The following is a 25828-nucleotide window of genomic DNA, read 5'->3' on the forward strand; positions in this document are numbered from 1 at the left end:
GAGGACAAACATGTACAAGTGTCGCAGCAGGGCGCAGTGGGTCGGCTTTACGTTCAGTGCATTGGCCCTGGCAATTGCCAGCGAGCGCCTGAGCGCCGCCGAGGCATCGGCCATTGGCGCCACCGAGCACGTAGAAGTGGTAGGGCAGGCTGTCAGCCTGGACAAGGCGCTCAAGCAGCAGCGCAATTCGGACAATATCGAAAGCGTGGTGCATGCCGATGGCGTGGCGCAGTTGCCTGATGCCAACGTCGCCGAAGCCGTGCAGCGCCTGCCCGGTATCAGCATTGAACGCGACCAGGGCGAAGGCCGCTTTGTCAGCGTGCGCGGCCTGGGGCCGGACCTCAACACCGTGACCATCAACGGCACCCTGGTGCCGTCCCCGGAAAGCGCCCGCCGCGCCGTGGCGCTGGACGTATTGCCTTCGGAGCTGGTGCAGTCGCTGTCGGTGATTAAAACCCTGACCCCCGACATGGACGCCAACTCCCTGGGCGGCACGGTCGACGTGCGCAGCCTCTCGGCCTTCGACCATGAGGGCCTGTTCTACACCACCAGCACCGAGGCGGCCTATAACAAGAACAGCCATCAAACCAGCCCCAAGGTATCGGGCGCCATCAGTGACCGCTTCAGCCTCGGCGACGGCGTCGACAACTTCGGTGTAGCGGCCGCCCTGAGCTGGAACAAGCGCGACTTCCGTTCTGATAACGTCGAAACCGGCGGCGACTGGGATTTCACCGATGGCGCGCGACTGAACAGTTTCGAGCAGCGCATCTATGACATCAGCCGCGAGCGTACCGGCGGCGGTCTGAACTTCGATTACAAACCCGACGACGACACCAGCCTGTACCTGCGCACGCTGTACAGCCGCTTCAAGGACAGCGAAACCCGCAACTCCACCGCCATCGAGTTTGCCAACCCCCAGGCCGAGGGCGAGGTGGGCAAAACCAAGACCAAGCGCAAGCTCAAACAGCGCGAAGAAACCCAGGAAATCCAGTCATACGTGTTCGGCGGCGAACGCATGATGGGGTTGTGGACGCTCAGCGGGCAGGCCGGGTACAGCAAGTCCAGCGAAGACAGCCCCGGGCACATTGCCGGCGCCACGTTCAAAGGCAACTCCAGCATTGGTGACGGTGGTTTTTATGACACCGAAAAACCGCGCCCCATCATTGGCTCGGGTTTTTATGACCCGGCCAACTTCGCCCTCGACAAGGTGGACTGGGAAGAACAAAACACCCAGGACACGGAAAAAAATATCCGCCTGGACCTGGCCCGCGACTATGACGTGCAAGGCTATGCCTCCCAGGTCAAATTCGGCGGCAAGGTCAGCCGGCGCAACAAGGACAACGACCTCAATGCCTGGGTCTACAAGGACTTTTCGGACCTGGGGTATACCGACGATCAGCTCAACCTCGACCGGTTCGACAAGGGCAACCTGCATTACAACCTCGGCCAGTTCGGCCCGGGCATCAGTGGCGGGGCGATCAAGGACCTGATTGGCGGGCTGAACCCCAACGACTACTACGATGAGCAGGAGTCGCGGGCCAATGACTTCACCATGCGCGAAGACATCAACTCGGCGTACCTGATGAACACCGTCGATGTCGATGACTGGCGCTTTATCGCCGGCATGCGCTACGAAGGCACTGAGTTCGAAGCCAAGGGCACCGGTGTGCGTGATGGCGTGTTCGAAGCCCAGGACACCAAGCGTGATTATCACCACTGGTTGCCGGGCCTGCATGCGCGCTACCAGTTGGCGAAAAACACCCAGGTGCGCGCCGCCTGGACCAACGCCGTGGTGCGTCCGACCTTCGGCCAGCTGGCGCCGGGTTTCGTGATCGACGATGACGTGGCGGAGTTCGGCAACCCCAACCTCAAACCGCTGGAGTCGAGCAACTTCGACCTCGGGATAGAACACTTCATGGGGCAAGCGGGCACGGTGTCGGCGTTCCTCTTCTACAAGGACATCAAAAACTTCGTCTACAACACCGACCTGGCCGGCAGCGGCGAGTGGATCGATTTTACCGAAGCCCATAGCTACGCCAACGGCGACAGCGCCAAGCTCTACGGCCTGGAGCTGGCCTACTCGCAAAAATTCGACTGGCTGCCGGCACCCTGGAACGGCGTCATCCTGGGGGCCAACACCACCTTCAGCCGTTCAAAAGCCAGCATCAAGGGCGTGGATGCAGCAACGGGGGCCAGCCTCAAGCGCGATATCGACTTGCCCAACCAGTCCAATACCGTGGGCAACCTGATGCTGGGCTGGGAAGACGACAAGCTGAGCCTGCGCCTGTCGGCCAACTACAAATCGGACTACCTCTACGAGCTGGCGGGGATCAACGACAAGGCCCATGACACCCATGTCGACGCCCAGACCTTTGTCGATTTCAGCGCCCGTTACTCCCTGACCAAAAACCTGCAAGTGAGCTTCGATGCACAGAACCTCACCGACCAGCCGTACTTCGTCTACAGCGGCAACAGCCGCTACAACAACCAGTACGAAGAGTACGGCCCGACCTACTCGGTTGGCCTGACCTTCACCCATTTCTAAACGTTCGCAGCCCCCTGTGGGAGCGAGCCTGCTCGCGAAGATCGTAAGCGATGCCGAGGCCCTCGCGAGCAGGCTCGCTCCCACTGAAAGACCGTGCTTTTTTTGAACAGAATTCAGGATTGATCACTCATGTTTAAACGCAAACCCCGCTTTTTGCCATTGCTGGCATGCTTGACCGCTGGCAGCGCTCAGGCAGCGACTGAAATCACAGCCCCGGTCTTGCAGCCGTGGTCCACCAGCAAAGCCCAGGCTTTGAGTTACTTGCCAAATGGCACGGGCGACGAACGCCTGGCCGTGAGCAAGCGCGAAGGTCTGCTGCTGCTCGATAAACAGGGCAAAACCCTGAGCCGGGTGCCGGGAGTGTTTGCCGGGCTGGACAGCCGTGCGCTGGGGGATCAGGTACTGGTTGCCAGCAACGACAAGGACAAACAGCAAGTGGCGCTGTTTAACCTCGACCCCAAGAGCCATCAATGGCAAGCACCGTCGTACCTGCCCCCCCGTGACTATGCGGTGAACGGGGTGTGCCTGTACCAGGATGACGCGAGCAACATCTACCTGTTCACCGTGGGCGAAGAGGGCAAGGGTGAGCAATGGCTGGTTGCTGCCGATAGCCAGCGTTTGCAAAAACCGTTGTTGGTACGCAGCCTGCCCTTGCCGCCGCAAGCCAAGTTTTGCCAGGTCGACGACGGTGCGCAGAACCTGTTCGTCAACGAAGAAAACGTCGGTTGGTGGGCGTACCCGGCACACGCGGAAGCCGATGCTTCACGCGTGCCGGTGGCCATGGTCGAACCGTTTGGCAACGTGAAAACAAGCGCCGGGGCGATGGCGTCGGTGCCGGGTGGAGTCCTTGGGCTTGACCCGCAAGCGGCCCGGCTGAACCTCTATCAGCAACAAGGTAAACGCTGGTCACCGGTCGCCAGCCTGGCGCTGGCCGGTGTGGTCGAACCCGAACATCTGGCCGTGCGCCAGACACCGCAAGGCCTGCAAGTGCTGGTGCAGGATGGCGCCAACAGCAAGCTGCTGGAAGGCACCTTGGGCTGGCAAGCCACGGCGGTGAGTTTGCCGCCGGTGTTGGTGAGCGTGAAACCTGTGGTGCAGACCGAAGTAGTGGTGAGTCAGGGCGATGCGGCGGATGACCCGGCGATTTGGGTTCACCCGCAACACCCCGCGCTGAGCCGTGTTTTGGGCACCAATAAGCAGCAAGGCCTTGAGGTGTACGACCTGCAAGGCAAGCGGGTGCAGTACCTGCCGGTCGGGCGGCTGAACAACGTCGATGTACGCCCGGGTTTCACCCTGGGTTCGCGCACTGTGGACCTGGCGGTGGCGACCAACCGTGATCACAACAGCCTGAGCGTGTTCAGCATTGATCGCGCCACGGGTGAGTTGCAGCCAGCCGGCGAGATCGCCACGCCGGTCAGCGACATCTACGGGTTGTGCCTGTTCAAGGCGCCGTCGGGCGACATCTACAGCTTTGCCAACGACAAGGACGGCACCTTTGTGCAACACCGCCTGTTTGCCAGGGGTGACAAGGTCGAGGGCGAGCTGGTGCGCCAGTTCAAGGTCCCGAGCCAGCCTGAAGGCTGTGTGGCAGACGATAAGCACCAACGCCTGTTCCTTGGTGAAGAGGATGTAGCGGTATGGGCGGTGGATGCCCGTCCTGACCAGCCTGCAACGCTGAGCAGCGTGATCAGGGTGGGTGAGCAGGTGCATGACGACATCGAAGGGCTGGCGCTTTATCAGACCGACAAAGACAACTACCTGGTGATCTCCAGCCAGGGCAATGACAGCTATGTCGTGCTCGATGCCGAGCCGCCTTATGCCCTGCGTGGCGCATTCCGGGTGGGCGTCAATGCCGGGGAGGGCATCGACGGTGCCTCGGAGACCGATGGCCTTGAAGTGACTTCGGCCAACCTGGGAGGCCCGTGGAGCAAAGGGATGCTGGTGGTGCAGGACGGTCGCAAGCGCATGCCCGAGCAAGCACAGAACTTCAAGTACATCCCCTGGGCCGAAGTGGCCAAGGCGCTGCACTTGCCATAACCCGGTCATGTGAATCCTTTTCAATCCTTTAACCGCTGGCGAATAACCCCGGCAGGAGCAGCACTATGCACGCAACCATGGAACACATGACCATTTGGGGCCTGATCAGCGACGCGAGTCTGCTGGTCAAAGGCGTGATGTTGACCCTGCTGGTGGCCTCGCTGTTGAGCTGGTTTTTGATTGTGCGGCGCAGCGCCATTTTGCGCCGCAGTGAGCGCGACATGGACAGCTTCGCCCAGCGCCTGCGGGCCCAGGGTGAACTCAATGCGCTGTACCGCGAAAGCCGTGACGCCAGCCAGGAAGATGCTGGCGCCGGGCAGGTCTTTGTTGCCGCCTACAGTGAATACGCCCAGCTCAGGCAACAGCCGGGGGTGGATGCCGAGGGCGTGATGCAAGGGGTCGAGCGGGCGCTGTATGTGGCCATCAGCGAGCAGGAAATCCGTCTGGAAAAAGGCCTGCAGTTTTTGGCCACCGTGGGTTCGGTCAGCCCCTACATCGGCTTGTTCGGCACCGTGTGGGGGATCATGAATTCCTTTATCGGTCTGTCCCAGGTGCAGCAGGCGACCCTGTCCACTGTGGCCCCGGGCATTGCCGAAGCCTTGATCGCAACCGCCATTGGCCTGTTTGCCGCGATCCCGGCGGTGATTGCCTATAACCGCTTCTCGGCCCGTGGCCAGACCTTGCTGACCCGTTACTACAGCCTGGGCAACGAAGTGCAGATGCGCCTGTACCGCAACCTGCATGCCGGTTCGCGGAACATGTCTGCCGTCGCTTGAAAGGGAGTTCAACATGCTAACTCGACCACAGCGCAAACACGGGCCCAAGGCCGAAATGAACGTAGTGCCCTACATCGACGTGATGCTGGTGCTGCTGGTGATCTTTATGGTGACGGCGCCGATGCTGACCCAGGGGGTGAAGATTGAACTGCCCAAAGTCGCCAGCGAAGCCTTGGCCAATGACAGCCAGCAAAAAATCCTGACCCTGTCGGTCAAGGCCGAGGGCGGCTACTACTGGAACCTGGGCAGCGAACTGGACACCAAAAACCAGACCGACAGCGCCGTCAGCCTTGAAGAGCTGCAAGCCAAGGTCGGTGAGGTGGTGGCGCAAAACGGTGATACCCAGGTGTATATCCGCGCCGACAATGAGGCCGGTTACGGCAGCGTGGTCAAGGCCATGGCCGCCTTGCAGCAAGGTGGCGTCACCCACCTGGGGCTGGTGACCGAGGCCCCGGAATGAGTGCCGCGCTGATGCACGGCCCGTTGCTGCACGCCCGACCCTTGCCCTGGACCCGGTTGTGGCGCAACAGCCTGGCCTTGACGGTAACCGTTGCCCTGCACGGCGCGGTGGTGGCCTTTTTGGTGCTGGGCTGGAGCATGGAGCAACCGATGACAGAGCCGGCGCCCTCAAGCCTGAAAACCCGGCTGGTGATGTTGCCCGCCGAACCGATTGCGGTGCCACCGGCGCCAGAACCGCTGCCGGTGGCAGCCCCGGCGCCGGTAGTGGAGGCAAAACCCGAGGTGGTCAAACCCACGGTTGATCCGCAGCTAAGGGCGCGCAAACTGGAGCAGGCGGCGCTGGCGCGCAAGCGGGTCGAGGAACAAAAGCAGGTGCAGGTGGAGCAACAAAAAGCCGCGCAGCAACGGGCCGAACAGATCGAGGCCCAGCGCCGGCAAGCGCTGGCCGATGCTTCGGCGCAGCTGGCCCGGGTGGCCGCCGATAACGCCAGACGAGCGCAACAGGCAGCTGCGGCAGCGGATGTGCGCCAATACCTGCCCATCAGCAAACAAGCCCCGGACTACCCGCAGCGGGCACTGGACAAGGGCATTGAGGGTGACTGCACGGTGGAGTATTCGGTGACCCCGCAAGGCAAGGTCGACAACCCCAAAGTGGTGGGCAGTTGCCATCCGGCCTTTATCCGGCCCTCACTGGTGGCAGCCGCGACATTCCGCTACCAGCCGCGAATGGTTGATGGCCAGGCCGTCACGGTGCAGGGGGTGCGCAATACCTTTCACTACAAGATCCAGTAGAACCTGTAAGTAGCCGCTGAGGAGCGAAGCGAGGCTGCGATGGGTTGCGCAGCGACCCTGAAATCTTGAAGGTCCTGCGGACCTTATCGCAGCCTCGCTTCGCTCCTCAGCGGCTACGCTCACGATTGACAGGCATCAAGCCCCATCGCTTGTTCTTGACCTATGCTGCACGGGTTTTCAAGCACAAGGAAATGGCCATGAATGCGCCTGCAACCACCCCGACGCCTGCTACGGCAAAAGCGAAACTCCCCATAGGCCTGGTGATTGCGGTCCTGGTCATGATCGGCATTTTACTGCTGCCATTACCCGCCGACTTGCCGGTAGCCGGCCATCGCATGCTCGCGATCCTGGCATTTGCCGTGGTGGTGTGGATCACCGAAGCGGTGTCGTACGAAGCCAGCGCCATCATGATCACGTCCTTGATGGCGTTCCTGATCGGCATGGCGCCTACCCTGGATGACCCGTCCAGGCTCTACGGCACGTCCGCCGGCATCACCATGGCCCTGACTGGCTTTTCCAATGCCGCCCTGGCACTGGTGGCGGGTGCGTTGTTTATTGCCGCCGCCATGACCCACACCGGTCTGGACCGGCGCATTGCGTTGGTCACGCTGTCGCGCATCGGTACCAGCACCCGGCGCATCCTGCTGGGGGCTATTGCAGTCACCATCCTGCTGAGCCTGGTGGTGCCCAGCGCCACTGCCCGCAGTGCCTGCGTGGTGCCGATCATGATGGGTGTGATCCTGGCGTTTGGCGTGGACAAACGCTCGAACATCGCCGCCGGGATCATGATTGTCGTGGCCCAGGGCACCAGTATCTGGAACGTAGGGATTCAAACGGCTGCCGCGCAAAACCTGCTGACCGTAGGCTTTATGGACAAGATGCTCGGCGCCCGCGTGAACTGGCTCGACTGGCTGATCGCCGGTGCGCCCTGGGCCATCATCATGTCGGCGGTATTGCTGTTTGTGGTGCTCAAAATGCTCCCGCCGGAAAGCGACAGCATCCCCGGCGGCAAAGAGGCGGTCGAAAAATCACTGGCCGAACTGGGCCCCATGACCGGGCCGCAGAAACGCCTGATGGGTGTTTCGATAGCGTTGCTGCTGGCGTGGGCCACCGAAGGCAAGCTGCACAGCTTTGACACGACATCCACCACTTATGCCGGATTGGTCTTCTTGCTGTTGCCGCGCTTTGGCGTCATGACCTGGAAAGATGTTCAATCACGTATTCCGTGGGGCACGGTGATTGTGTTCGGGGTCGGGATCAGCCTGGGCACTGCGTTGTTGACCACCCAGGCCGGGCAATGGCTGGGCGTGCAAGTGGTGCAGAACACCGGCCTGGATAAGGTGGGGCCGTTGGGGATCTTTGCGATTCTGGGGGCGTTCCTGATTTTGATTCACTTGGGTTTTGCCAGTGCCACCGCGTTGACCTCGGCGCTGCTGCCGATTTTGATCGCGGTGCTGCAAACCTTGCCGGGTGAATTCAACCGCCTGGGCATGACCATGTTGCTGGGCTTTGTAGTCAGCTACGGGTTTATCCTGCCGATCAATGCGCCGCAGAACATGGTGTGCCTGGGCACCCAAACCTTCACTGCCAAGCAGTTTGCCAAGGTCGGGCTGATCGTTACCGCAGTGGGGTACTTGCTGATGTTGCTGTTCGCCGCAACGTACTGGAGCTGGTTGGGCTGGATGTAAAAAGCCGCCAACCGGAGTAGCTGTGGATGTACAGAGATAACTCAACTGTGGGAGCGAGCCTGCGCGCGAAGATCATTCGCGAGCAGGCTCGCTCCCACCTAGCTACCGTTTTCGCTACGCCCGCCGCTGCTGACTTCCGCCGGTACATCCTCGCCCGCCATGCGCTTGCGGAACAGTGAGGTCCGGGCCAGCAGCAAGGTGGTCACGGGTACGGTGATGGACAGCAGGATCGGCATCAGCCAGGCGTGCAATACCGGTGTCGATTTAAGCGCAGAAAAGTACAGGATCGACGCCAGCGCCACCCCCCACGCACCAATGGTCGACGCCAGGGCCGGCGGGTGCATGCGCTGAAAAAAGTCCTTGAGGCGCAACAACCCGACAGCGCCGCACAAGGCAAACAGGCTGCTGAGCACCAGCAGCACGGCCACCGGTATTTCGATCCAGAGCGACAACTCGCTGAGGGAATTCATTCGATCACCTCGCCACGCAGCAGGAATTTGGCCAACGCAAAAGAGCCCACAAAGCCAAACAGGGCAATCAGCAATGCGCCTTCAAAGTAAGTGTCACTGGCATAGCGGATGCCCAGCACCAGCATCATCAACATGGCCAGGATGTACAGGTAGTCCAGCGCCAGAACCCGGTCCTGGGCCGACGGGCCCTTGAACAGGCGGATCACGGTCAGGACCATGGCCAGGCTGAAGATGAACAGGCTGAGCAGGATGGCATTGGTGAGCAGGGCACTCATTCAAAGATCTCCATCAATGGGCGTTCGTAGGCGGTTTTGAAGTGTTCGATAAACTGCGCCTCATCGTCCAGATCGAACACATGCAACAACAGGACGCTGCGGTCCAGTGCCAGTTCCGACCAGATGGTGCCTGGCACCACGGTGGTGATCATCGACAGGGCCGCGAGGCCGTTGGCATCACGCAAGTCCAGGGGGATCTTGATAAACCGGGAGCGTGGCGGGTGTTTACCGGCCCTGAGCACACCCCAGGCCACGGCAATGTTAGAAACCACCACATCGAGGCCGACCAGAAAGAACAGCTTGAGAATCACCCCCGGGCGCCGGATGCGCACCGGCAATGGCCGCAATGGCGCGAACATCAGCGGCGCCACAATGGCCAGCGCGGCGCCCAGCAACAGGTTACCGGCACTCAGCGACAGGTTGAGCAACAACCACAGCGCCCACAGCGCGAGGGACAGCCAGGGAGCGGGAAACAGACGCTTCATGGTTGCACCTCCGGTGTTGCTGCCCTGGCTTCAGGGCTCGGTACCGGGCGGGTGCCGATCACGGCCATGACGTAGCGCTCAGGGTTGTTCAGGGTGTCGGCAGCGGCCTGGGTGTAACGCAACACCGGCTCGGCCTTGATGGTCAGTACCACACACAGCCCCAGCAGCAGCACGATGGGCAGGCATTCGATGCGGCGCAGTATCGGCGACTCACGCTCAAGGGGCGTCCAGAAGCGCTGAATACCCATGCGCGAAAAGGCAATCAACGACGCCAGCCCCGAGAGAATCAACAGCGCCAACAGGCTCCAGGCCGCCGTTGAAATCGGCTCGTCAGTCGCATTGCCCAGGCCCATCGGATTGAGCAGGGCGTTGAGCAGGCTGAGTTTGCCGATAAACCCGGACAGCGGCGGCATCCCGATGATCAATAGGGCGCAGGCGATAAAGCTCAGCCCCAGAAAGGCCATGGTCCAAGGAATGATCTGCCCGACCACCACCTTTTGCTCGTCGTCCAGGTTGCTGCCACGCGGCGGAGTGGAAGACTCGGCAAGGCTGGGTTGCGGCTCGGCATCGTCTTCAAGTACCAGGTCGGCAGAGGAACGCGAACGCTCGATCAGCTCGGCGAGCAGGAACAGTGCACTCAGGGCCAGGGTGGAGCTGACCAGATAGAACAGCGCAGCGGCAGTCAGGTTGGGCTGGGCAAACCCCACGGCCGACAGCAGGATGCCGGCGGACACCAGAATGCTCAGGCTGGCCATGCGCTCCAGGCGCTGGGCGGCGAGGATGGCAATCGCGGCACAGACGATGGTCGCCATGCCGCCGTAGATCAGCCAGTCGCCGGCAAAGTACGCCGACGCTCCGGCCTGCCCGGAGAACAGCAGGGTCCACAAACGCAGCACGGTGTAGATCCCGACCTTGGTCATGATCGCGAACAGGGCCGCCACCGGTGCACTGGCCGAGGAGTAAGCCGGCACCAGCCAGAAGTTCAGCGGCCACATCCCGGCCTTCGCCAGGAACGCAATCGCCAGAATGGCCGCGCCCGCATGCAGCAAGCCGCGATCAGCCTCGGGCACCAGAGGGATCTTCAGTGCCAGGTCGGCCATGTTCAGCGTACCGGTCACCCCGTAGATCAAGGCCGCCCCGATCAGGAACAACGAAGACGCCAGCAGGTTGATCGAAATGTAATGCAGCCCCGCCGACACCCGGGCCTTGCCCGAGCCGTGGAGCATCAGGCCGTAGGAGGCGGCCAGCAGCACTTCGAAGAACACGAACAGATTGAACAGGTCGGCGGTCAGGAAGGCCCCGTACAGGCCCATCAGCTGGATCTGGAACAGCGCGTGGAAGCTGGCCCCGGCGCGGTCCCAGCGGGCCATGGCGAACATCAGGGCGCAGCTGGCGATGATGCCGGTCAACACCAGCATCAGGGCGCTCAGGTGATCAACCACCAGGGCAATCCCGAACGGTACTTGCCAGTTACTGGGCAGGTACACCCCGATGGAGGCCGGGATGGCCTGCTGTCGAGTCCAGAGCAGCAACAGCACCGAGATGCCCAGGCCGATCAGGGTGGAAACCAGGTTGAGCCGGGCTTTGAGCGGGCGGTGTTTTTCCCCCAGCAACAGCATGATGGCCGCAGTCAGCAGCGGTAACAGAATGGGCGCAACGATCAGATGCGGCATCAAATTCATTCTTTAGGCTCCCGGCCATCAACGTGGTCGGTACCGGTCAGGCCCCGAGAGGCCAGCAAGACCACCAGAAACAGCGCGGTCATGGCAAAACTGATGACGATGGCGGTGAGTACCAGCGCCTGGGGCAGCGGGTCTGTGTAGTTGAGCAAGTCCTGGGGCACGCCGTCCTTGATCACCGGTTCCTTGCCGATAAACAGGCTGCCCATGCTGAAAATGAACAGGTTGACCCCGTAAGACAGCAGGCACAGGCCCATGACCACCTGGAAGGTTCGCGGGCGCAGAACCAGCCAGGTACCCGATGCGGCCAGAACGCCGATAGCGATAGCGATGACTTCTTCCATCAGGCGGCTCCTTCTTTGGTTTGACGGGCAGGTTGCGGGGCCAGCTGGTTGCTCGGGCGATGGGCCCGTACCGACTGGTGCGCCAGTGCCGTGAGGATCAGCAGGGTGGCACCGACCACGACCGCATAAACGCCGATATCGAAGAACAGGGCGCTGGCCACATGGATATCCCCCAGCAGCGGCAAGCTGAAGTGGGCGGTGTGGGTGGTCAGGAACGGATAGCCCACTGCAATCGAGCCAAGGCCGGTCAGGGTCGCGCACATCAGGCCGGTCCCCATCCAGCGCAAGGGTCGCAGGCTCATCTGCGCTTCGACCCACTGCGTGCCGGCAACCATGTACTGCAGAATAAACGCCACACTCATCACCAGGCCGGCGACGAAACCGCCGCCCGGCTGGTTGTGACCGCGCATGAACAGGTACATCGACACCACGAAGGCGATCGGCAGCAACAAGCGCACCAGCACCGCGGGCACCATCATAAAGCCCAGTGCGGTATCGCTGGCGCTGCGCGGGTTGACCAGATCGGTCATCACGTCCTTGGCCAGCAAGCGCTGTTGAGAGGGCAGTTGCATGCTTTCTTTGGACGGGCGGAAGCGCCGCAGCAGGGCAAACACGGTCAGTGCCACCGCTGCCAGAACCGTGATCTCACCCAGGGTGTCAAAGCCCCGGAAGTCCACCAGCATCACATTCACCACATTGCTGCCGCCGCCTTCAGGCAAGGCACGGCTGAGGTAGAACGATGAAATGTCGTTGGGGGTCTGGCGGGTCAACATGGCGTAGGACAGGATCGCCATACCGCCACCCACCGCCGTGGACAGCAACAAGTCACGCAGACGACGGATACGCGCCTTGCGCAGGGTGCCCGGCAATGGCGAGACTTCCTCGATCCGCCGGGGCAGCCAGCGCAAGCCCAGCAGGATCAGCACCGTGGTCACGACTTCAACCGCCAGTTGGGTCAGGGCCAGATCAGGGGCCGAGAACCAGACGAAGGTTACGCAGGTCATCAGGCCGCACACGCTGACCATGGTCAGTGCTGCGAGACGGTGATACTTGGCTTGCCAGGCGGCGCCCAGGGCGCAGGCCATCGCAATCAGCCACAGGGTCACAAACACGATCGAACCCGGGATTTTCGGCCGGTCGCCCCAGCCCAGACCGCTGTAGAGCAGCGGGATCAACCCGGCGATCACCGCCGCCAGCACCAGCAGGAACAGCTGGGTTTGCAGGCGCTGGGTGCTGATCCGTCGCTCGATGCGCCGCGCGCCGCGCATGATCACCACCAGGCTGCGCTCGAAGAAGCGCTTGCCATTGAAGTACTTGATCAGCGGCGGCAGCGGGAAGCGCTCGAGCTTGAGCTGCTTGCGCAACAACACATAGAGCACGATGCCGCCGGACATGGCGATCAGGCTCATGATCATCGGCGCATTCAGGCCGTGCCAGATGGCCAGGCTGTACTCGGGCAACTCGCCCCCCACCACCGGTTGGGCAGCGGCAGCAAGCAGCGGGCCGACGGTTTGTGCCGGGAATATGCCCACCATCAGGCAGGTAAACACCAGCAGCTCGACCGGGGCGCGCATCCAGCGTGGCGGTTCGTGGGGGGTATGGGGCAGGTTGGTTGCGGGCGGGCCGAAAAACACATCCACGGTAAAGCGCAGCGCATAAGCCACGCTGAATGTACCGGCGATGGTCGCGACCACCGGCAGGGCGATTTCGACCCAGGCCGTGGAATTGATAAACACCGTTTCAGCGAAAAACATCTCTTTGGACAGGAAGCCGTTGAGCAACGGCACCCCGGCCATGGACGCACTGGCCACCATGGCCAGGGTCGCGGTATAGGGCATCAGCTTGAACAGACCGCTGAGCTTGCGGATATCCCGCGTGCCGCTTTCGTGGTCGATGATGCCGGCGGCCATGAACAGCGAGGCCTTGAAGGTCGCATGGTTCAGGATGTGGAACACCGCAGCCACGGCTGCCAGCGGGCTGTTAAGGCCCAGCAGCAGGGTAATCAGCCCCAGGTGGCTGATGGTGGAGTAGGCCAGCAGACCTTTGAGGTCGTTCTGGAACATCGCGCAATAAGCGCCCAGCACCAGGGTGCAGGCCCCCGCGCCGCTGACAATCCAGAACCATTCCTCACTGCCCGAAAGCGAAGGCCAGAGGCGGGCAAGCAGAAAAACACCGGCCTTGACCATGGTCGCCGAGTGCAAATAAGCCGATACGGGGGTGGGCGCCGCCATTGCGTGGGGCAACCAGAAGTGAAACGGGAATTGCGCACTTTTGCTCAAGGCGCCGATCAGGATGAGCGGGAGCAGAATCGGATACAGGCTGTGGGCGCGAATCTTGTCGCCGGCAGCCAGCACTGCATCCAGATCATAGCTGCCGACGACATGGCCGAGCAGCATGACCCCCGCCAGCAGGCACAGTCCCCCGGCGCCCGTGACCATCAGCGCCATATAAGCGCCGCGTCGGGCGTCCGAGCGGTGGTGCCAGTAACCAATCAGCAAGAATGAAAAGAGACTGGTGAGCTCCCAGAAAAATACGATCTGAATCAGATTGCCCGACAGCACCAGGCCGAGCATGGCCCCCATAAACGCCAGGAAAAAGGCGAAGAAACGCGGCACCGGGTCTTCGGGTGACATGTAATAACGGGCGTACAGTGACACCAGCGTGCCGATGCCCAGCACCAGAATCGAAAACAGCCAGGCGAACCCGTCCAGGCGCAGGACAAAGTTCAAGCCGAGACTGGGCAGCCACATGAACTCTTCACGAATCACCCCACCATGGGCGATTTGCGGATAGAGCAGGGCTACTTGAACTGTACCGATCAATGCAATCAGACCGGCCAGCAATGATTCACTGTTACGGGCGTTGTGCGGCAAAACAGCCGCCAGACAGCTGCCGACAAAGGGCAGAAGCAGTAGAACTATCAGGGACATAGGCTTCTAATCTGCAGGAGTTTGTAAGCGATCATACGTGGCGAGTTGCGGATCACCAACAGCGAACCTGTGGCTGAATCCTACAAAGTCTGTCGATAACCGGTAAAGGTTTCCTTCAGTTCTTCGCTCGTATCACCGCTTGCGAGTAAGACTATTCGTATTGCTTTTCAGTTTTTCGGCGTTAATCGCAGGCTTGATCCCCTTGTTTTTCTTGGGGGTCGTCGAGCTTTTTGCCTTTGATTTTTAACTCACTCACGATCACCGCCGCAACAATCAATACCGCGCCCAGCAGTGCAATACCGGGCAGACGCTCACCGGCCAGGCGCCCTGCGATACCGGCCCATACCGGCTCACCTGCATAAATAAGCGTGGCGCGGGTGGGTGAAACGCTTTTCTGGGCCCAGTTCATGGCCACCTGAATCACGGCGCTCGCGGCACCCAGGCCTACCGCACTGGCTAACAATAGCCATGAAAAGTCAGGTATGGCTTCTTGTGTGGGCACAATCATCAAAAACGCGAGAATAGAAGCCGTACTCAACTGCACCACAGTGACCCGTCGAACATCGACTTTGCCGGCGTAGGCACTGATCAAAATGATTTCAGCCGCTATGGCAATGGCACTGATCAGCGTGGCGATTTCGCCGGGGCTGAAATCCAGAGACGCGCCGCCAGGGCCGGACAACAGCATCAGCCCGGCAAAGGCCAGCATGATCCCCAGACTCGGCATCAGCCCGGGCCGGCGCCCCAGCACCAGCCATTGCAGCAGCGGTACAAAAGGCACGTAGAGCGCTGTAATAAAGGCCGACTGGCTGCTGGGGATGGTCTGCAGCCCAATGGTTTGCAAGCCATAGCCGAGCATGATCGACACCCCGATAAACATCCCGGCCTTAAGCTCGAACAGAGTAATGCCGCGTAGGCTGCGCATTGAAAACAGGGAGACGATGATTGCCGCCGCGGCAAAGCGCAGCCCCACAAAAAACATCGGCCCGCTGGCCGTCAGCGCGTTCTGCACCAACAAGAAGGTGATGCCCCACACCATGGTGATCAGGATCAGCACGCATTCCGCTTTGCTGAAACGGGAAGTCAAAGACATCAGGCTGAAAGATTTCAATGGCGTCGCAACCTTGCGTGTTACAGGAAGGGAGACGCACAATGCGTCAAAGCTGGGCAGTATACTGCGCAGCCCCACAAGGTGAGCAATATAGTGCCCAAAGAAAATTCACAACGTGCGTCCGTTTTACAACATGTGAGCCAGAACGTGCGCCGCCTCAGGTTGTTGGCGCACCTGAGCCAGAGCGCCTTGGCAGAACTGTCGGGCGTGAGTCGGCGGATGCTGGTTGCTATAGAGGCGGGCGAAAAAAACGTCAGCCTGAGCACCCTTGACCGGGTGGCGGAGGCATTGAATGTAGCGTTCAGCGACTTGATCCAGGCGCCGGGTTCCCCTGACCCGAGCCGCATCAACGAAGTGGCCTGGACGGGCACCAAGGCGGGCAGCAAAGCAGTGCTACTGTCCAAAGCCACCGCAACCCGCGAAGTCGAGCTCTGGGAATGGACGTTGGAGCCGGGAGAGCAATACCACTCCCAGGCAGATGCCGAGGGCTGGAGCGAACAGCTGTATGTGATCGAAGGCTGCCTGACCCTGCTGATAGACGACCAGGCGCTGCGTTTTAGCGCGGGGGAGTTTTACATGTACGCCAGCAACAGACCCCACGCCTACCGCAATGAGGGCGAAGGAATACTGCGGTTTGTGCGCAATGTGGTGATCTGAAAAAGGGGGGCAGGAGAATAACTAAAAATTATTAGAATTCAGGGGGTTGCCAGCTTCCACCTTCTAGTACATAATGCGCGCCATCAGCCCGGGGGCAACTACCTGAAGCGCTGAAGAATCAAATAGTTGTAGCGATAAGTCGCAGTAACAAACTCTTGTTTTTGATGTTTCTCAAGAAACCTCAAGCACAATTGGCCGAATAGCAAAATGGTTATGCAGCGGATTGCAAATCCGCCCACGCCGGTTCGATTCCGGCTTCGGCCTCCACATTCGAAAGCCCCGTAGATCAAGGTCTACGGGGTTTTTTATTGGGCGCAGGAAAGTGAAGTGTTCCATTACTTTGGGCATGGTGTTCCATAACTAATTCACTTTGTGGGCTTGGCGATGGCTCCGATACGCCGGTAAACCCGTTCCGTAATCCCTTCTTTTGAGTGCCCAAGAAGCGCGCTCGCCTCTGAAATGTCTGCGATTTCTGACGCGGCCTTTGGCCTGATATCACGAAATTGAAATTGCATGATCCGCTTTGCCTCCTCCTCAGATCCCGATGCTCTTGCCCTGTCAGCGGCAAGCAGGCGGGTGGCGTCCCAACGATTGCGCATCATTTGCCAGGACACCCGCACACCGCTTTTGCTGAGAATGAAGTAAGGCGAGGTGTGAGCAGCATTGCGCTGCATGATTTGGTCAAGCAACAGCCCTAGACTGCTGCGGCCGATACTGGTGTTCAAGTGAATGCGCAGGCGCTTGCCGGTCTTGCCTTGTCGTACCAGCAGAAAATCCCCCGCCATGTCGTCGCGGCGCATCGCCAAAACATCTGCCGGGCGTTGCCCTGTCAGATAGGCTAAGTCCATTGCGTCCCGAACTTCTTGTGGTGCGCAGCCATATACGGCTGCCCATACTTCGTCATTGGCGTAATAGTCCCTGGGCTTCTCTTTGTTCTTGCGAACACCGAGGCACGGATTCTCCTGTCGAGTTAACCCCCACTCCCTGGCAATGTTGAATACATGCGAGAGCAAGGCGAGCTCTCTATTAGCTCGCGTCTTGGCTGATCGGGCATCGCGGTATTGGGCGACCATAGACGGCGATATTGCATCAATGGGCGCGTCATCAAATACCGCTCTCAGCTGGCGAAGTTCGGCAGCATTGTCTTTTTGCGTCCTCGGGGCCTTTTTTGGAATGATGTCTCTGGCGTATCGATCAAATATCCCTCTCATTACAAGCAGGTCTAAAGGTTTTTCTTTCGACTCCAGTTCGGCCCACTTCATACGGGCCTGGTTAATATCCTTGCCCAGCGGAATGTCATGGCCCGTTGCATCGCGGTAATAGTAAGCCGTCCACACTTTCCCGTTTTTACGTAGGCGCGTGCGCTGATACATCCTTGGCGGTAGGTGTTGGTTTTCGGTTTTGCGAGGGCGCATTTCAACTTACTCGAGAAAAGTCAGGGGTCCAGGTAGGGGCTGGTGGTGGGGGTTGGGCTGCGAGTGTTGGCGAAATTATTCCGAGCTTCATGCGGGCGAACATACGGCCAACGAGAGGGCGACCACCGCGACTTTCGATAAAGACCCAGTTGCGAGCCTTGAGCCATTGGCGCTGATAGCCACGGTGTTTGTAGCCGGTAAGGTCGGCCAGCTCTTCCTCGGAGAGGATTTCAGTTTCCATTGGCGTGTCTCCATGCCGCCGCGCTGGGCGGCAGAAGGTTGATGGGATCAGAGAGTCAGTACATGGCCGAATGGCACGCGGAACCCTGAAGCGTTGCGGTGGCCACCGCCTCCGTACTGGTTGGCAATTTCCGAAACATCCATTCCTTCATCAGTGCTGCGCAGGCTGAACACTCGTCCGGTCGGCGTATCCCAATAGCAGGCTGCAAAGGGTTCGCCCTGGGCCATTAAGTGGCCGGCATCGCTGGTCAGTGTGTAAGGTAGGGATGCGACAGGTACGTCGAAACCTCCGATCAGCATCCTTCGCTTTGTCACGCCAACTAACTCTGCTAAATCCTTGTGATGCTTGCGCTCAATTGCGGCCCCATCGGATACCAGGGTGAGTACATCAGCGGCCATAAGTTGGTCCCATACTTCAAAGTCGTAGGGGTAGCTGAACAGGTTGGCTTGGATCTCCCGCGTTCCTTCAAGCTTGAACAGCCAAAGGTCGCGATCTTCGATGTGCCGCAGTAACTGAGGGGGCTCTTGGCCTGGGAAGTAGTGATCCCACGCGAGCATTGCCCCGCTTCTGTTCATATCGAAACAGCAGGCGATCGATGGGCCGTTTTGTGAGTTGGCCATGTCGTGCGCTGTTTTCCATCCGAGTAGTGGGGTCCCGTCATCGCGGCGGGTATCTTCTTCAATGCCTGCGTGGAATGGCTCAAAGCGCCCCAAATCTTCGGCCGCGCTCTTGTGATGGTCGAGCACGATTATGCTTTTCGCTCTCCACGCGAGCTCCGCCAGTACGTCGTACTTGTAGCTGAAGTCGACGAGAACAACGTCTTTTCCAGTTACATCCGGTGGCTCTTGGCCGTAGACACCAGGTACAAACTCGACATTAGCCCCAAGGGCTTTGCGAACTACCCATGCTGCACCGAAGCCATCGGCGCAGTTGCCGTGGTAGATGCACATGGTTTTCGATTTGTTTTCAGGCATGACTTCGTCCTTGCCGCTATAGCGGCTGACTTTGAAGGGGGGGTGATTAGGAAGCGGCTTTCAATGCTTCGATGATTCGCTGTCCAGCCAGCGGCGGTACCGCGTTGCCGGCCATGTGCATTGTCAGTCGGTGGTTGTCCGGGCGCAGGGTGTCTGCCGGGAAGGACTGTGCGGCCAGGGCCTCGCCGGCGCTGAGCATCCGCATGCGGTCACCGTCGACCAGGGCCCATCGGTCCAGCGTGGTAATGGTGCCGATCGGGCGGTTGATGTCGCGCCCGGTCAGGCCTGAGCCCTTGCCGTAATAGGGCATGATGAACCGCTCGCCGAAGCTTTGGCGGCCATTGCGCACTCGATCCAGAGTGGCCTGGGCTCGGCCCGGCTTCTCGATTGGTGACCAGCGGCCGGCGTCAAAGTTGAGGAAGCTGGCTGCTGGCACATGCTGACGCCGGTGCAGCTCGAGCATCAGCGGCGCCTTGCTGCGGGTCAGGACCAAGAACAGTCGGACTCGATGCTGTGGCACACCTAAGTCGGCGCAGTCCACGACGTGCGGTGCTACCTGGTAACCCAGCGCCTGCACTGCCGCGACCCAAGCCGGGTACAGTGCCCAGTCGGTGAACTCCTCGACGTTCTCCACCAGTCCAGCTTCAGGCCGATGAAACTCCAGCGCCGACACCACCGCCCAGGCAGTCGAGCGTGATGAGTCGTGCTGCGGGTTGCCGGACTTCTTGCCGCGGGCTTTCGAGTGCCCCTGGCAGCATGGGGAAGCCAGCAGCAGGTCGTGCGGCGGGACCTTCTCCCATTGCGCCTGGTGCAAGTCCTGGCAGACGTGCTGTGTTTCCGGGTGGTTGGCGCTATGCCACTCAACCGCAACCGGCCAATGGTTAGCGGCCCAGAGGACATCTACACCCGCATTGCGGGCGCCGGTAGACCATCCGCCGAGTCCGGCGAACAAATCGATTGCTGTAGTCATGAGGTCACCGCGCCCAGTATATTTGGGGGAACTTTCAGGAGTGGGATTTATGATCGGGAATTGCTGCCAAGAAGCTATGGAAGAGGTGGAAGCAACAGGCACCTCTGAGAAATTTCAGAAGGGAGAAACTGTCGAAGACCGTGGTCGGTTAGTCACTCCATTCAAATGCACGGAGTGCGGTGATCGCTGGCAGCGACAGGTCGATACTCGCGCTCCGGACAAATGTAATTGGCATCCAGTGGGCCGGTAGGGCGTGGTTAAAGCGCCATCTCGAACTGGGTTTTCCGGTGCCAGATTGGTTAACTATTGTGCGCTTCTATGCGGTCGTCGATCACGCAGGCGACTGCGCGCTTGAGTTGGTCGGTGAGCTGGGTCGGAAGACTGCGCAGCGTCAGGGTGCCCCCGGCTTCGTCGAATTCGATTTTCGAGCCCAGCAGGTGCTGCTCGAAGCTGATCGATAAGCCATCGATGCGGCCGGTGAAGCGCCGGAATTTGTTGAGGGTCTTTTTGTCCGCGGGGATGGTGGCAGACAGGCCGTAGTCCTTGCCCCGGATAAAGTCGGCGAACATCTTCGGCTGGTCCTCATCGATCAGTTCCGACAGCTCGTCGAGGGTGATCGGCTCGCCAATCTTGGCCTGGGCCATTGAGTAGCTGACCAGCGCCTGAGTCTTCTCGCGGGCGCTGTCTTCGTGCAGGTCCTCAGCTGTGACAAAGTCGCTGAACGCCTTGAGCAGAGTGCGCGTTTCTCCCGGCCCGTCGACGCCTTCCTGGCAGCCAATGAAGTCGCGGAAGTAGTCGGTTGCTTTGCGGCCCTTCGAGCCTTTCAGGTATGAAACGTATTGCCGCGACTTAGGGTTGCTGCGCCATTCCGAGATATTGATCCGTGCTGCCAGGTTGATGTTGCCAAAGTCCAGATGCTTGGAAGGCGTGTCACTAAGGTCAGCACCCACCGTGATCCCCTCGCTGTGCTGGAGCAGTGCAATAACCAGGTAATCGGTCATGCCTTGCTGGTAGTGCGCGAACAAGACGTGGCCACCAACGGAAAGATTCGACTCCTCCATCAGCTTGGTCAGGTGCTCAACGGCGACGCGGCTGAATTCGATAAAGTCGCCGCCGTCGACATAGGCCCGCAGCCAGCCGCTGAATGGGTAGGCACCTGATTCAGCGTGAAACAAGCCCCAACCCTTGCCAGTCTTTGCGTTGTAGGCTTCGTTCAGATCGTGGAGCAGGTTCTCAGTGACCTGTGATTCGGCCAGTTCTGTGCCGCTGACGTGCAAAACTGCGGGGGAGCCATCTGGCTTCTTGTCGATCTTATGGATGATGCTGTGACGGATAGGCATGGGCTTACCTCGGAATAGCGCCGCCCTCCGTGACCGGATGCAGCGAGGTTATTTATCGTTAGTGACGTGCAGGCGTGACAATCAATGAAGGCGGATAAACTCCGCTAATTGATGATCGGTCATGCGGTCGGCGCCGCGAATGAAGCGCGATATCAGGTCCTGCTCTTCATCAATCCCGGTGCGCGCCATGGTACGTTTCAGCGCGGCGTCATCGTTGTGATAGAGGGCCGTGACAATCTTGCGTGACAACAGGAGCGCTTCTTTTTCCTTTGCGCTCAATTTGTCCCGCACGCGCTGTTCGCGCTTGCGCTCGGTTGCAGATTTGGCCATGGCCTTTCTCTTCAAGTCCGTATGGGGGCAGTGGGAGTAGAGGGTGATGTGTAGTGGCAAGTTGCTATAGCTTTGTGATCAACTAAACGGTCTGAACTACTACTCAAAGGATTCACATGAAACTGAAAATCACCGCCCTGTGCCTGCTCGCTGTGTTGGGTGGCTGCACAACCGCCGGTCCATACGTCACGAACATCTCTAGCGATGGTCGCAATGGCCTGAACATTGAGCGGTGCGCTGTGAAGCTGAACGCATTTATGGGAACCGTTAGCACTACAGAATGCACAAGCCAGAACCTGCAGCTCAGCCGTAACAACTAATGGCGCGACCTCTGCCCGGAGTGCTGACTTTTCAACTGTGAGCGCGCTGGGCGGCAGATGGTGTTGAGTTTTTCGAAGGCTGCGCCTTACTGAGGCGTTGATGCGTCTCACAGATGGCTCCCGAAGAAGACGAAAACGGCCAGTATTGCGCCGATGCGTAAAGCCCAATTTCGCAGGTGTTGCCCGAATTGCTTGATGTTGAACTGCGCGGCTTTGGCTTCCAGTTCCCGGGCATGGCTGGTGGCGTTGTTGTGACCGAAGCGCTCGGCTACGACCACCCCAGTAGCCCGGTTGATCAGCGAGAAGGTGTTATTGCCGCTTGGGCGCACAATGATCAGCGGAGCCAGTGGCGGCGGCATTACGCCGGGCTTTTGGTAAAACTCGGCAGTGGCCTGGCGTGTGCGTTCGCGCAACCCTTCAAGAATTGCGCAGCGCTTGGCGAAAGATGTATGCATGGTCGATCCTCGAAAGGGTTACGGTTATTCGTCAGCACTCAGGCGCTGCGCTGTTTGCCGATGGGCGCGCAATGGAGTGCTGACGAATAAACGCAGGTATTAAAAAGCCCAGTCGAAACCGGGCCGTGTTGCACTCTTAAAACACCACCGTATGTAAGAGCCTGGCTGTGCGGGCGTGCCCGTCTTTGATTACTTGTGCATGGCTAAATCCTCCGTTTTGATCGTCAGCAGGGCGGGGTGATACAGGTGTCCAGCGTCTGCTGGGTTGGCGTCCGCATCGGTCTGTACTCAAGCGGGGTAATGCCCAAGATCAGACCGATGCGTCCTGGTGCTGGGGAGTACCAGGGGCTCGGGCAGTTAGCGACAGGCTGTCGTGGCGCTGGTTGATTCGGGTTATACGGTCAGCTCAAGTGCGTCGGCGCGGCGCACCAGGCGCATTTCGGCGAAGCGACGTTCTGAGGGGCGACGGTCGCGGCGCGACATTTCGCTGTCTGTAGCGGCGTGCAAGGCGATCAGCCCGGCCAGTAGCAAGCAGAGTGGGCTGATGATCTGTCGACGCATTGCTTCGGCGACCATTGCGCCCTGACGGTGAACGCCAAGCTTGTACATGGCACAGGCCAGTCGCTTGACCACGGTGCCCGGCGCAATGTCGAACGCTCTGGCGATCTCTTTGGCGGTCAGTCCCTGGGCAACTGACAGCACGAATTGCAGTTCCCGCGGCGCAAGGCCTCGGCCGAGGTGGCCTTTCCATGCACCGTCTACGATTGTCGATTCCATGATGTTTACTCGGTTGTTTTCCCGATGCACCCGGCAAGCCAGGTGCAGCAGTGAAAGTGTCCGTTAGCAAGCCTGAGCGCCGAATGTCGGTGGCCTAAGCGATGCCTTGTTGCGTGCTGTTCCCTGAACTCAAACGCCGTATGGCGTCAGGGCTTGTCTGTAGGTTGTTAAAGAGCGTTCCGGTTACCCGAGCCCTGTTGGGGCCTGTCGAGCCAGTGTGGCTACTCGACGAGGCAAAGATAAGCCAATGCCTATTTTGTGTAAATAGGCATTAGCTAATTATTTTCCTGTGGACGTGAAAAAGCCCGCGTTGGCGGGCTTCAGTTTGTTGCTGGAAACAGGTGCTCGGTTGGCTGGTTTAGCCAGCCAGGCGGGGTTCAGCCGTACAGTTTGGCTGTCGACTTCAAGGCATCGGTATGCAGAAAAATATCGTCCAGGGTTTCTATCGGGTGCCGAGTTTCTTTTTTGTCAGCATCGAACAGGCCGAGGTATTTTTGCGCACGGTTGAAGTGGAGGCGGGCGATGGGCTTTCTGTTGTTGTCATCAAGAAGAATGCCGAAATAGCTCTGGGTGTCACGAGCAACGATGCGTTTGGCATCAACCTCGGTACGCACAATCGCTTTGACGATGTTGTAGCCTTCAGTTTCTTCTTCAGTCGTAACAATCAGATCCTTCTCTTCGTCTGCCGGGAGTTCAACCTCTGGTGTAAGAGAGGGCGTCACGGGCTGACTTGAAAACACCGGCTGAGTATTACCGCTGATAGCGGACTTGAGGCGTTCGTTAATTTGGTCACCGAGAAACTGCACTGTAGCCTTTCTGGTCAGGTGGCCGAACTGTTCGCGGACTTTTTGGGTAATGACGCCATCGTAAATTCGAGAAGCGAAAAGCCTTACGAAATCATCGTCAGGCTCATTGAATTGAGCAGCCAGGATACGTTTGATTTGGCCGACATATTTGAGCTCGCCTGCGGCGCTGATGATGGAGTCCACATCAAACGCCGATTTGGTCAGTTTTTGCAGCTCAGGGATGGCGTGTTCGTCGATATTCAGGAGGTCGAGTTCTAGAAAGGGCTTCTCGTCCATTTTGTTCGGGGCGTCCAGGTCGGTGAAGAACTTGTAGACCTGGCCGTTTGTAAGAATGGAAATGCGTGCGCTTGTGACATGGAAGTAGCGGAAGAGCTGGCCGGCATGGTTGATGTTCAACGGCTCGCCGATTTTCTTGCTTTCAATGAGGATCTGAATGGCACCATCTTTCAGGATGGCGTAATCAACCTTTTCGCCTTTTTTCGTGCCGATATCGGAGGTGAACTCAGGCACTACTTCAAGCGGGTTGAAAACGTCATAACCCAGAATTGACTGGATAAAGGGCATGATAAAAGCATTTTTAGTTGCTTCTTCGGTTTGAATGGCTGCGCTCTGTTGTCGAATTTTTGCCGCTAATCCTGCGAGCTTTTCTTCAAATTCCATGATTCCCTCCACAGGGAAAAATTTTCTACAGTTTGCGAGCATTCCATGCGAGAAGAACCCTTGCCTGGATATGGACGCGTTCGAGTTGTGCGCCTTCAATCACAATTGCCGGATAAATCGGGTTGTCAGAAATCATTCTCAGCGAGCCGCCGGTCATTCGCTGCAGCCGCTTGATGAACAGGTCGCCATCCAGGGTGAAGACGTAAATCGCGTCCGTCCGAATCTCAGTGATGCCGCGATCAACGAGCAAAGAGTCACCATTACGGAAGGTGCCATCCATGCTATCGCCGTCACCATCAATGATGGCGAGGTTCTCTAGTCTGGAGTAATTGAGGCCTTGGCTTTTGAGCCAGTCAACGTGAACAGTTATATCCCGTATGACTTCGGTGTTGTGTTCGGGAGGACTTCTGCCTGGCCCCATAGATGCCGTTACATCAAGGTGGGGGATGGTGAAGAAGTTAATGTCTGCGCTCTTTCTGCGAAAGTTAATGGCAAACACGTTGCTCTCCTGATCAACATCAGTTGCTTGCACAACAGGACTCGATACAGATAGAAAATCGGACACGCGATCGCTAAGACCCCAGTGCGAGGGCTTAGCCACATCCGAGAAATAGTCCATCAGCTCCATGAGCTTGGCTTTGTCTATTCGCCCAGTCTTCACCCAACCCTGGACAGACGGAGGCGCCACGCCGAAATCTTCGGCGAGCTTCTTTTTTGAAACACCTTTGGCGAGTCGAGCTTGCTCGATGGCTGCGCCTAATTCTTTACCTGTAAGCATTGCCTAATTAAGCCTATCCGCAGGTTGAGTAGGCAATAGCTTGTCCGTGATTAGCTAATGCCTTATATTTGCCCGGCGATCTAACGGAGAACATCCATGACACCAGCACAAGCAGCTCGGGAGGCGGCCCGCATCGTAGGGAGCCAGACCGATCTGGCAAAGCGCCTTACCGTCTCAGCCCCGACTGTCAGTCAGTGGTGCTCTGGCGACCGGCCAATTCCCCCACCAAGAGCTCTGCAAATCGAAGCTTTGACAAAAGGCCAAGTAAAACGCGGTGACCTTTGCCCATCGTTTCCCTGGTCCGAGATGGTCGCGTAGTCCAGAGATTCGATTGTCAGGCCATTTGGCACAAGGGAACAGCACCTCGGATTAGCTGTTAATCCATCCAGTTACCAAATCGCAGGCAAAAAAAAGCCGGTGGCTAGACCGGCTTCTTCACAACTTCTTTCGGGGGCCATTATGTGCACCATTTGTTCATCACGCAACACCGCTGACGTGATACCTCGCCTTGCAC

Annotated in this window: 26 protein-coding genes and 1 tRNA gene; 10 read left to right on the plus strand and 17 right to left on the minus strand. The window is 59.0% G+C overall.

Annotated features, from left to right (window positions below; all coding sequences use genetic code 11):
• Window positions 1-10: 10 nt before the first annotated feature.
• The 6 genes from BLW11_RS13485 (at window position 11) to BLW11_RS13510 (ending at window position 8297) form a co-directional block, all read left to right on the plus strand.
• Complete coding sequence (locus tag BLW11_RS13485) at window positions 11-2545, plus strand: TonB-dependent receptor (protein WP_048358268.1); 2535 nt, start codon at window positions 11-13, stop codon at window positions 2543-2545.
• Between the two features lie 129 nt (window positions 2546-2674).
• Entirely contained in the window at window positions 2675-4582 is a 1908-nt protein-coding gene (locus BLW11_RS13490) for a phytase (protein WP_048358267.1), read from the plus strand.
• 65 nt (window positions 4583-4647) lie between these two features.
• Window positions 4648-5358: a protein TolQ gene (tolQ, locus tag BLW11_RS13495; RefSeq protein WP_048358266.1), complete on the plus strand. Its 711-nt coding sequence runs from the start codon at window positions 4648-4650 to the stop codon at window positions 5356-5358.
• 13 nt (window positions 5359-5371) lie between these two features.
• Window positions 5372-5818 (plus strand): protein TolR, encoded by a 447-nt coding sequence (gene tolR, locus BLW11_RS13500; protein WP_048358265.1) that lies wholly within the window; start codon window positions 5372-5374, stop codon window positions 5816-5818.
• Window positions 5815-6609 (plus strand): energy transducer TonB, encoded by a 795-nt coding sequence (locus BLW11_RS13505; protein WP_048358264.1) that lies wholly within the window; start codon window positions 5815-5817, stop codon window positions 6607-6609. The genes tolR and BLW11_RS13505 overlap by 4 nt, the downstream gene beginning before the upstream one ends.
• Window positions 6610-6806: 197 nt before the next feature.
• On the plus strand, window positions 6807-8297 hold the full coding sequence (locus BLW11_RS13510) for a DASS family sodium-coupled anion symporter (protein ID WP_048358263.1): 1491 nt from the start codon (window positions 6807-6809) through the stop codon (window positions 8295-8297).
• A 98-nt stretch (window positions 8298-8395) separates the two neighbouring features.
• Here BLW11_RS13510 and BLW11_RS13515 read toward each other — a convergent pair whose 3' ends face one another.
• The 7 genes from BLW11_RS13515 to BLW11_RS13545 form a co-directional block, all read right to left on the minus strand.
• Complete coding sequence (locus tag BLW11_RS13515) at window positions 8396-8767, minus strand: Na+/H+ antiporter subunit G (RefSeq protein ID WP_048358262.1); 372 nt, start codon at window positions 8765-8767, stop codon at window positions 8396-8398.
• Entirely contained in the window at window positions 8764-9042 is a 279-nt protein-coding gene (locus BLW11_RS13520) for a K+/H+ antiporter subunit F (RefSeq protein WP_048358261.1), read from the minus strand. The genes BLW11_RS13515 and BLW11_RS13520 overlap by 4 nt, the downstream gene beginning before the upstream one ends.
• Entirely contained in the window at window positions 9039-9527 is a 489-nt protein-coding gene (locus BLW11_RS13525) for a Na+/H+ antiporter subunit E (RefSeq protein WP_048358260.1), read from the minus strand. The genes BLW11_RS13520 and BLW11_RS13525 overlap by 4 nt, the downstream gene beginning before the upstream one ends.
• On the minus strand, window positions 9524-11209 hold the full coding sequence (locus BLW11_RS13530) for a monovalent cation/H+ antiporter subunit D (protein ID WP_048358259.1): 1686 nt from the start codon (window positions 11207-11209) through the stop codon (window positions 9524-9526). Before BLW11_RS13530 ends, BLW11_RS13525 begins: the two co-directional genes overlap by 4 nt.
• A complete protein-coding gene (locus BLW11_RS13535; protein WP_003446102.1) occupies window positions 11206-11550 on the minus strand; it encodes a Na+/H+ antiporter subunit C in 345 nt (114 codons plus the stop codon). Before BLW11_RS13535 ends, BLW11_RS13530 begins: the two co-directional genes overlap by 4 nt.
• A complete protein-coding gene (locus BLW11_RS13540; protein WP_048358258.1) occupies window positions 11550-14480 on the minus strand; it encodes a monovalent cation/H+ antiporter subunit A in 2931 nt (976 codons plus the stop codon). The genes BLW11_RS13535 and BLW11_RS13540 overlap by 1 nt, the downstream gene beginning before the upstream one ends.
• A gap of 181 nt (window positions 14481-14661) precedes the next feature.
• Window positions 14662-15573, minus strand: coding sequence for a DMT family transporter (locus tag BLW11_RS13545; RefSeq protein ID WP_048359477.1), 912 nt, complete (start codon window positions 15571-15573; stop codon window positions 14662-14664).
• 111 nt (window positions 15574-15684) lie between these two features.
• On the opposite strand from BLW11_RS13545, the gene BLW11_RS13550 reads away from it, so the two are divergent.
• The gene (locus BLW11_RS13550; protein ID WP_048358257.1) at window positions 15685-16248 is read left to right on the plus strand and encodes a helix-turn-helix domain-containing protein; all 564 of its coding nucleotides are present in this window, start codon (window positions 15685-15687) and stop codon (window positions 16246-16248) included.
• A gap of 193 nt (window positions 16249-16441) precedes the next feature.
• A tRNA-Cys gene (locus BLW11_RS13555) sits at window positions 16442-16515 on the plus strand.
• 98 nt (window positions 16516-16613) lie between these two features.
• On the opposite strand, the gene BLW11_RS13560 is transcribed toward BLW11_RS13555, so the two are convergent.
• The 6 genes from BLW11_RS13560 to BLW11_RS13585 all read right to left on the minus strand — a co-directional run bounded on the left by BLW11_RS13560 (window position 16614) and on the right by BLW11_RS13585 (window position 21518).
• Complete coding sequence (locus BLW11_RS13560; protein WP_048358256.1) at window positions 16614-17663, minus strand: tyrosine-type recombinase/integrase; 1050 nt, start codon at window positions 17661-17663, stop codon at window positions 16614-16616.
• Window position 17664: 1 nt separating this feature from the next.
• A complete protein-coding gene (locus BLW11_RS13565; protein ID WP_048358255.1) occupies window positions 17665-17904 on the minus strand; it encodes a DUF4224 domain-containing protein in 240 nt (79 codons plus the stop codon).
• Window positions 17905-17951: 47 nt separating this feature from the next.
• Window positions 17952-18878 carry a phosphohydrolase gene (locus BLW11_RS13570; RefSeq protein WP_048358254.1) on the minus strand — a complete coding sequence of 309 codons (927 nt, stop codon included), beginning with the start codon at window positions 18876-18878 and terminating at the stop codon, window positions 17952-17954.
• 46 nt (window positions 18879-18924) lie between these two features.
• Window positions 18925-19848 (minus strand): DNA cytosine methyltransferase, encoded by a 924-nt coding sequence (locus BLW11_RS13575; RefSeq protein ID WP_048358253.1) that lies wholly within the window; start codon window positions 19846-19848, stop codon window positions 18925-18927.
• Between the two features lie 299 nt (window positions 19849-20147).
• Window positions 20148-21188: a nucleoid-associated protein YejK gene (gene yejK, locus BLW11_RS13580; protein WP_048358252.1), complete on the minus strand. Its 1041-nt coding sequence runs from the start codon at window positions 21186-21188 to the stop codon at window positions 20148-20150.
• 81 nt (window positions 21189-21269) lie between these two features.
• Window positions 21270-21518, minus strand: a complete 249-nt coding sequence (locus BLW11_RS13585; RefSeq protein WP_048358251.1) for a hypothetical protein — start codon at window positions 21516-21518, stop codon at window positions 21270-21272.
• A gap of 116 nt (window positions 21519-21634) precedes the next feature.
• On the opposite strand from BLW11_RS13585, the gene BLW11_RS13590 reads away from it, so the two are divergent.
• Window positions 21635-21838, plus strand: coding sequence for a hypothetical protein (locus BLW11_RS13590; protein WP_048358250.1), 204 nt, complete (start codon window positions 21635-21637; stop codon window positions 21836-21838).
• Window positions 21839-21945: 107 nt separating this feature from the next.
• On the opposite strand, the gene BLW11_RS13595 is transcribed toward BLW11_RS13590, so the two are convergent.
• From BLW11_RS13595 to BLW11_RS13610, 4 genes are all read right to left on the minus strand, one after another.
• A complete protein-coding gene (locus tag BLW11_RS13595; RefSeq protein ID WP_048358249.1) occupies window positions 21946-22293 on the minus strand; it encodes a hypothetical protein in 348 nt (115 codons plus the stop codon).
• A 393-nt stretch (window positions 22294-22686) separates the two neighbouring features.
• A complete protein-coding gene (locus tag BLW11_RS13600; protein ID WP_048358248.1) occupies window positions 22687-23070 on the minus strand; it encodes a LuxR C-terminal-related transcriptional regulator in 384 nt (127 codons plus the stop codon).
• A 377-nt stretch (window positions 23071-23447) separates the two neighbouring features.
• A complete protein-coding gene (locus tag BLW11_RS13605; protein ID WP_048358247.1) occupies window positions 23448-24536 on the minus strand; it encodes a type I restriction endonuclease in 1089 nt (362 codons plus the stop codon).
• Between the two features lie 25 nt (window positions 24537-24561).
• Complete coding sequence (locus tag BLW11_RS13610; RefSeq protein ID WP_053069519.1) at window positions 24562-25314, minus strand: S24 family peptidase; 753 nt, start codon at window positions 25312-25314, stop codon at window positions 24562-24564.
• 96 nt (window positions 25315-25410) lie between these two features.
• Between BLW11_RS13610 and BLW11_RS13615 the strand changes: the two genes are divergently transcribed.
• Window positions 25411-25632 (plus strand): transcriptional regulator, encoded by a 222-nt coding sequence (locus tag BLW11_RS13615; protein ID WP_074836787.1) that lies wholly within the window; start codon window positions 25411-25413, stop codon window positions 25630-25632.
• The last annotated feature ends 196 nt before the right edge of the window (window positions 25633-25828 follow it).

It is taken from the genome of Pseudomonas deceptionensis, assembly GCF_900106095.1.
Classification (GTDB): domain Bacteria; phylum Pseudomonadota; class Gammaproteobacteria; order Pseudomonadales; family Pseudomonadaceae; genus Aquipseudomonas; species Aquipseudomonas deceptionensis.

Bases quoted from the DNA above. Each gene is read 5' to 3' on its own strand.
- BLW11_RS13525 (WP_048358260.1), bottom strand. From the start codon at position 9,527: ATGAAGCGTCTGTTTCCCGCTCCCTGGCTGTCCCTCGCGCTGTGGGCG.
- tolQ (WP_048358266.1), top strand. From the start codon at position 4,648: ATGCACGCAACCATGGAACACATGACCATTTGGGGCCTGATCAGCGAC.
- BLW11_RS13530 (WP_048358259.1), bottom strand. From the start codon at position 11,209: ATGAATTTGATGCCGCATCTGATCGTTGCGCCCATTCTGTTACCGCTG.
- BLW11_RS13510 (WP_048358263.1), top strand. From the start codon at position 6,807: ATGAATGCGCCTGCAACCACCCCGACGCCTGCTACGGCAAAAGCGAAA.
- BLW11_RS13585 (WP_048358251.1), bottom strand. From the start codon at position 21,518: ATGGCCAAATCTGCAACCGAGCGCAAGCGCGAACAGCGCGTGCGGGAC.
- BLW11_RS13560 (WP_048358256.1), bottom strand. From the start codon at position 17,663: ATGCGCCCTCGCAAAACCGAAAACCAACACCTACCGCCAAGGATGTAT.
- BLW11_RS13600 (WP_048358248.1), bottom strand. From the start codon at position 23,070: ATGGAATCGACAATCGTAGACGGTGCATGGAAAGGCCACCTCGGCCGA.
- BLW11_RS13545 (WP_048359477.1), bottom strand. From the start codon at position 15,573: ATGTCTTTGACTTCCCGTTTCAGCAAAGCGGAATGCGTGCTGATCCTG.
- BLW11_RS13615 (WP_074836787.1), top strand. From the start codon at position 25,411: ATGACACCAGCACAAGCAGCTCGGGAGGCGGCCCGCATCGTAGGGAGC.
- BLW11_RS13610 (WP_053069519.1), bottom strand. From the start codon at position 25,314: ATGCTTACAGGTAAAGAATTAGGCGCAGCCATCGAGCAAGCTCGACTC.
- BLW11_RS13490 (WP_048358267.1), top strand. From the start codon at position 2,675: ATGTTTAAACGCAAACCCCGCTTTTTGCCATTGCTGGCATGCTTGACC.
- BLW11_RS13605 (WP_048358247.1), bottom strand. From the start codon at position 24,536: ATGGAATTTGAAGAAAAGCTCGCAGGATTAGCGGCAAAAATTCGACAA.
- BLW11_RS13535 (WP_003446102.1), bottom strand. From the start codon at position 11,550: ATGGAAGAAGTCATCGCTATCGCTATCGGCGTTCTGGCCGCATCGGGT.
- BLW11_RS13505 (WP_048358264.1), top strand. From the start codon at position 5,815: ATGAGTGCCGCGCTGATGCACGGCCCGTTGCTGCACGCCCGACCCTTG.
- BLW11_RS13515 (WP_048358262.1), bottom strand. From the start codon at position 8,767: ATGAATTCCCTCAGCGAGTTGTCGCTCTGGATCGAAATACCGGTGGCC.
- BLW11_RS13595 (WP_048358249.1), bottom strand. From the start codon at position 22,293: ATGCATACATCTTTCGCCAAGCGCTGCGCAATTCTTGAAGGGTTGCGC.
- BLW11_RS13485 (WP_048358268.1), top strand. From the start codon at position 11: ATGTACAAGTGTCGCAGCAGGGCGCAGTGGGTCGGCTTTACGTTCAGT.
- BLW11_RS13540 (WP_048358258.1), bottom strand. From the start codon at position 14,480: ATGTCCCTGATAGTTCTACTGCTTCTGCCCTTTGTCGGCAGCTGTCTG.
- BLW11_RS13590 (WP_048358250.1), top strand. From the start codon at position 21,635: ATGAAACTGAAAATCACCGCCCTGTGCCTGCTCGCTGTGTTGGGTGGC.
- yejK (WP_048358252.1), bottom strand. From the start codon at position 21,188: ATGCCTATCCGTCACAGCATCATCCATAAGATCGACAAGAAGCCAGAT.
- BLW11_RS13570 (WP_048358254.1), bottom strand. From the start codon at position 18,878: ATGCCTGAAAACAAATCGAAAACCATGTGCATCTACCACGGCAACTGC.
- tolR (WP_048358265.1), top strand. From the start codon at position 5,372: ATGCTAACTCGACCACAGCGCAAACACGGGCCCAAGGCCGAAATGAAC.
- BLW11_RS13565 (WP_048358255.1), bottom strand. From the start codon at position 17,904: ATGGAAACTGAAATCCTCTCCGAGGAAGAGCTGGCCGACCTTACCGGC.
- BLW11_RS13575 (WP_048358253.1), bottom strand. From the start codon at position 19,848: ATGACTACAGCAATCGATTTGTTCGCCGGACTCGGCGGATGGTCTACC.
- BLW11_RS13520 (WP_048358261.1), bottom strand. From the start codon at position 9,042: ATGAGTGCCCTGCTCACCAATGCCATCCTGCTCAGCCTGTTCATCTTC.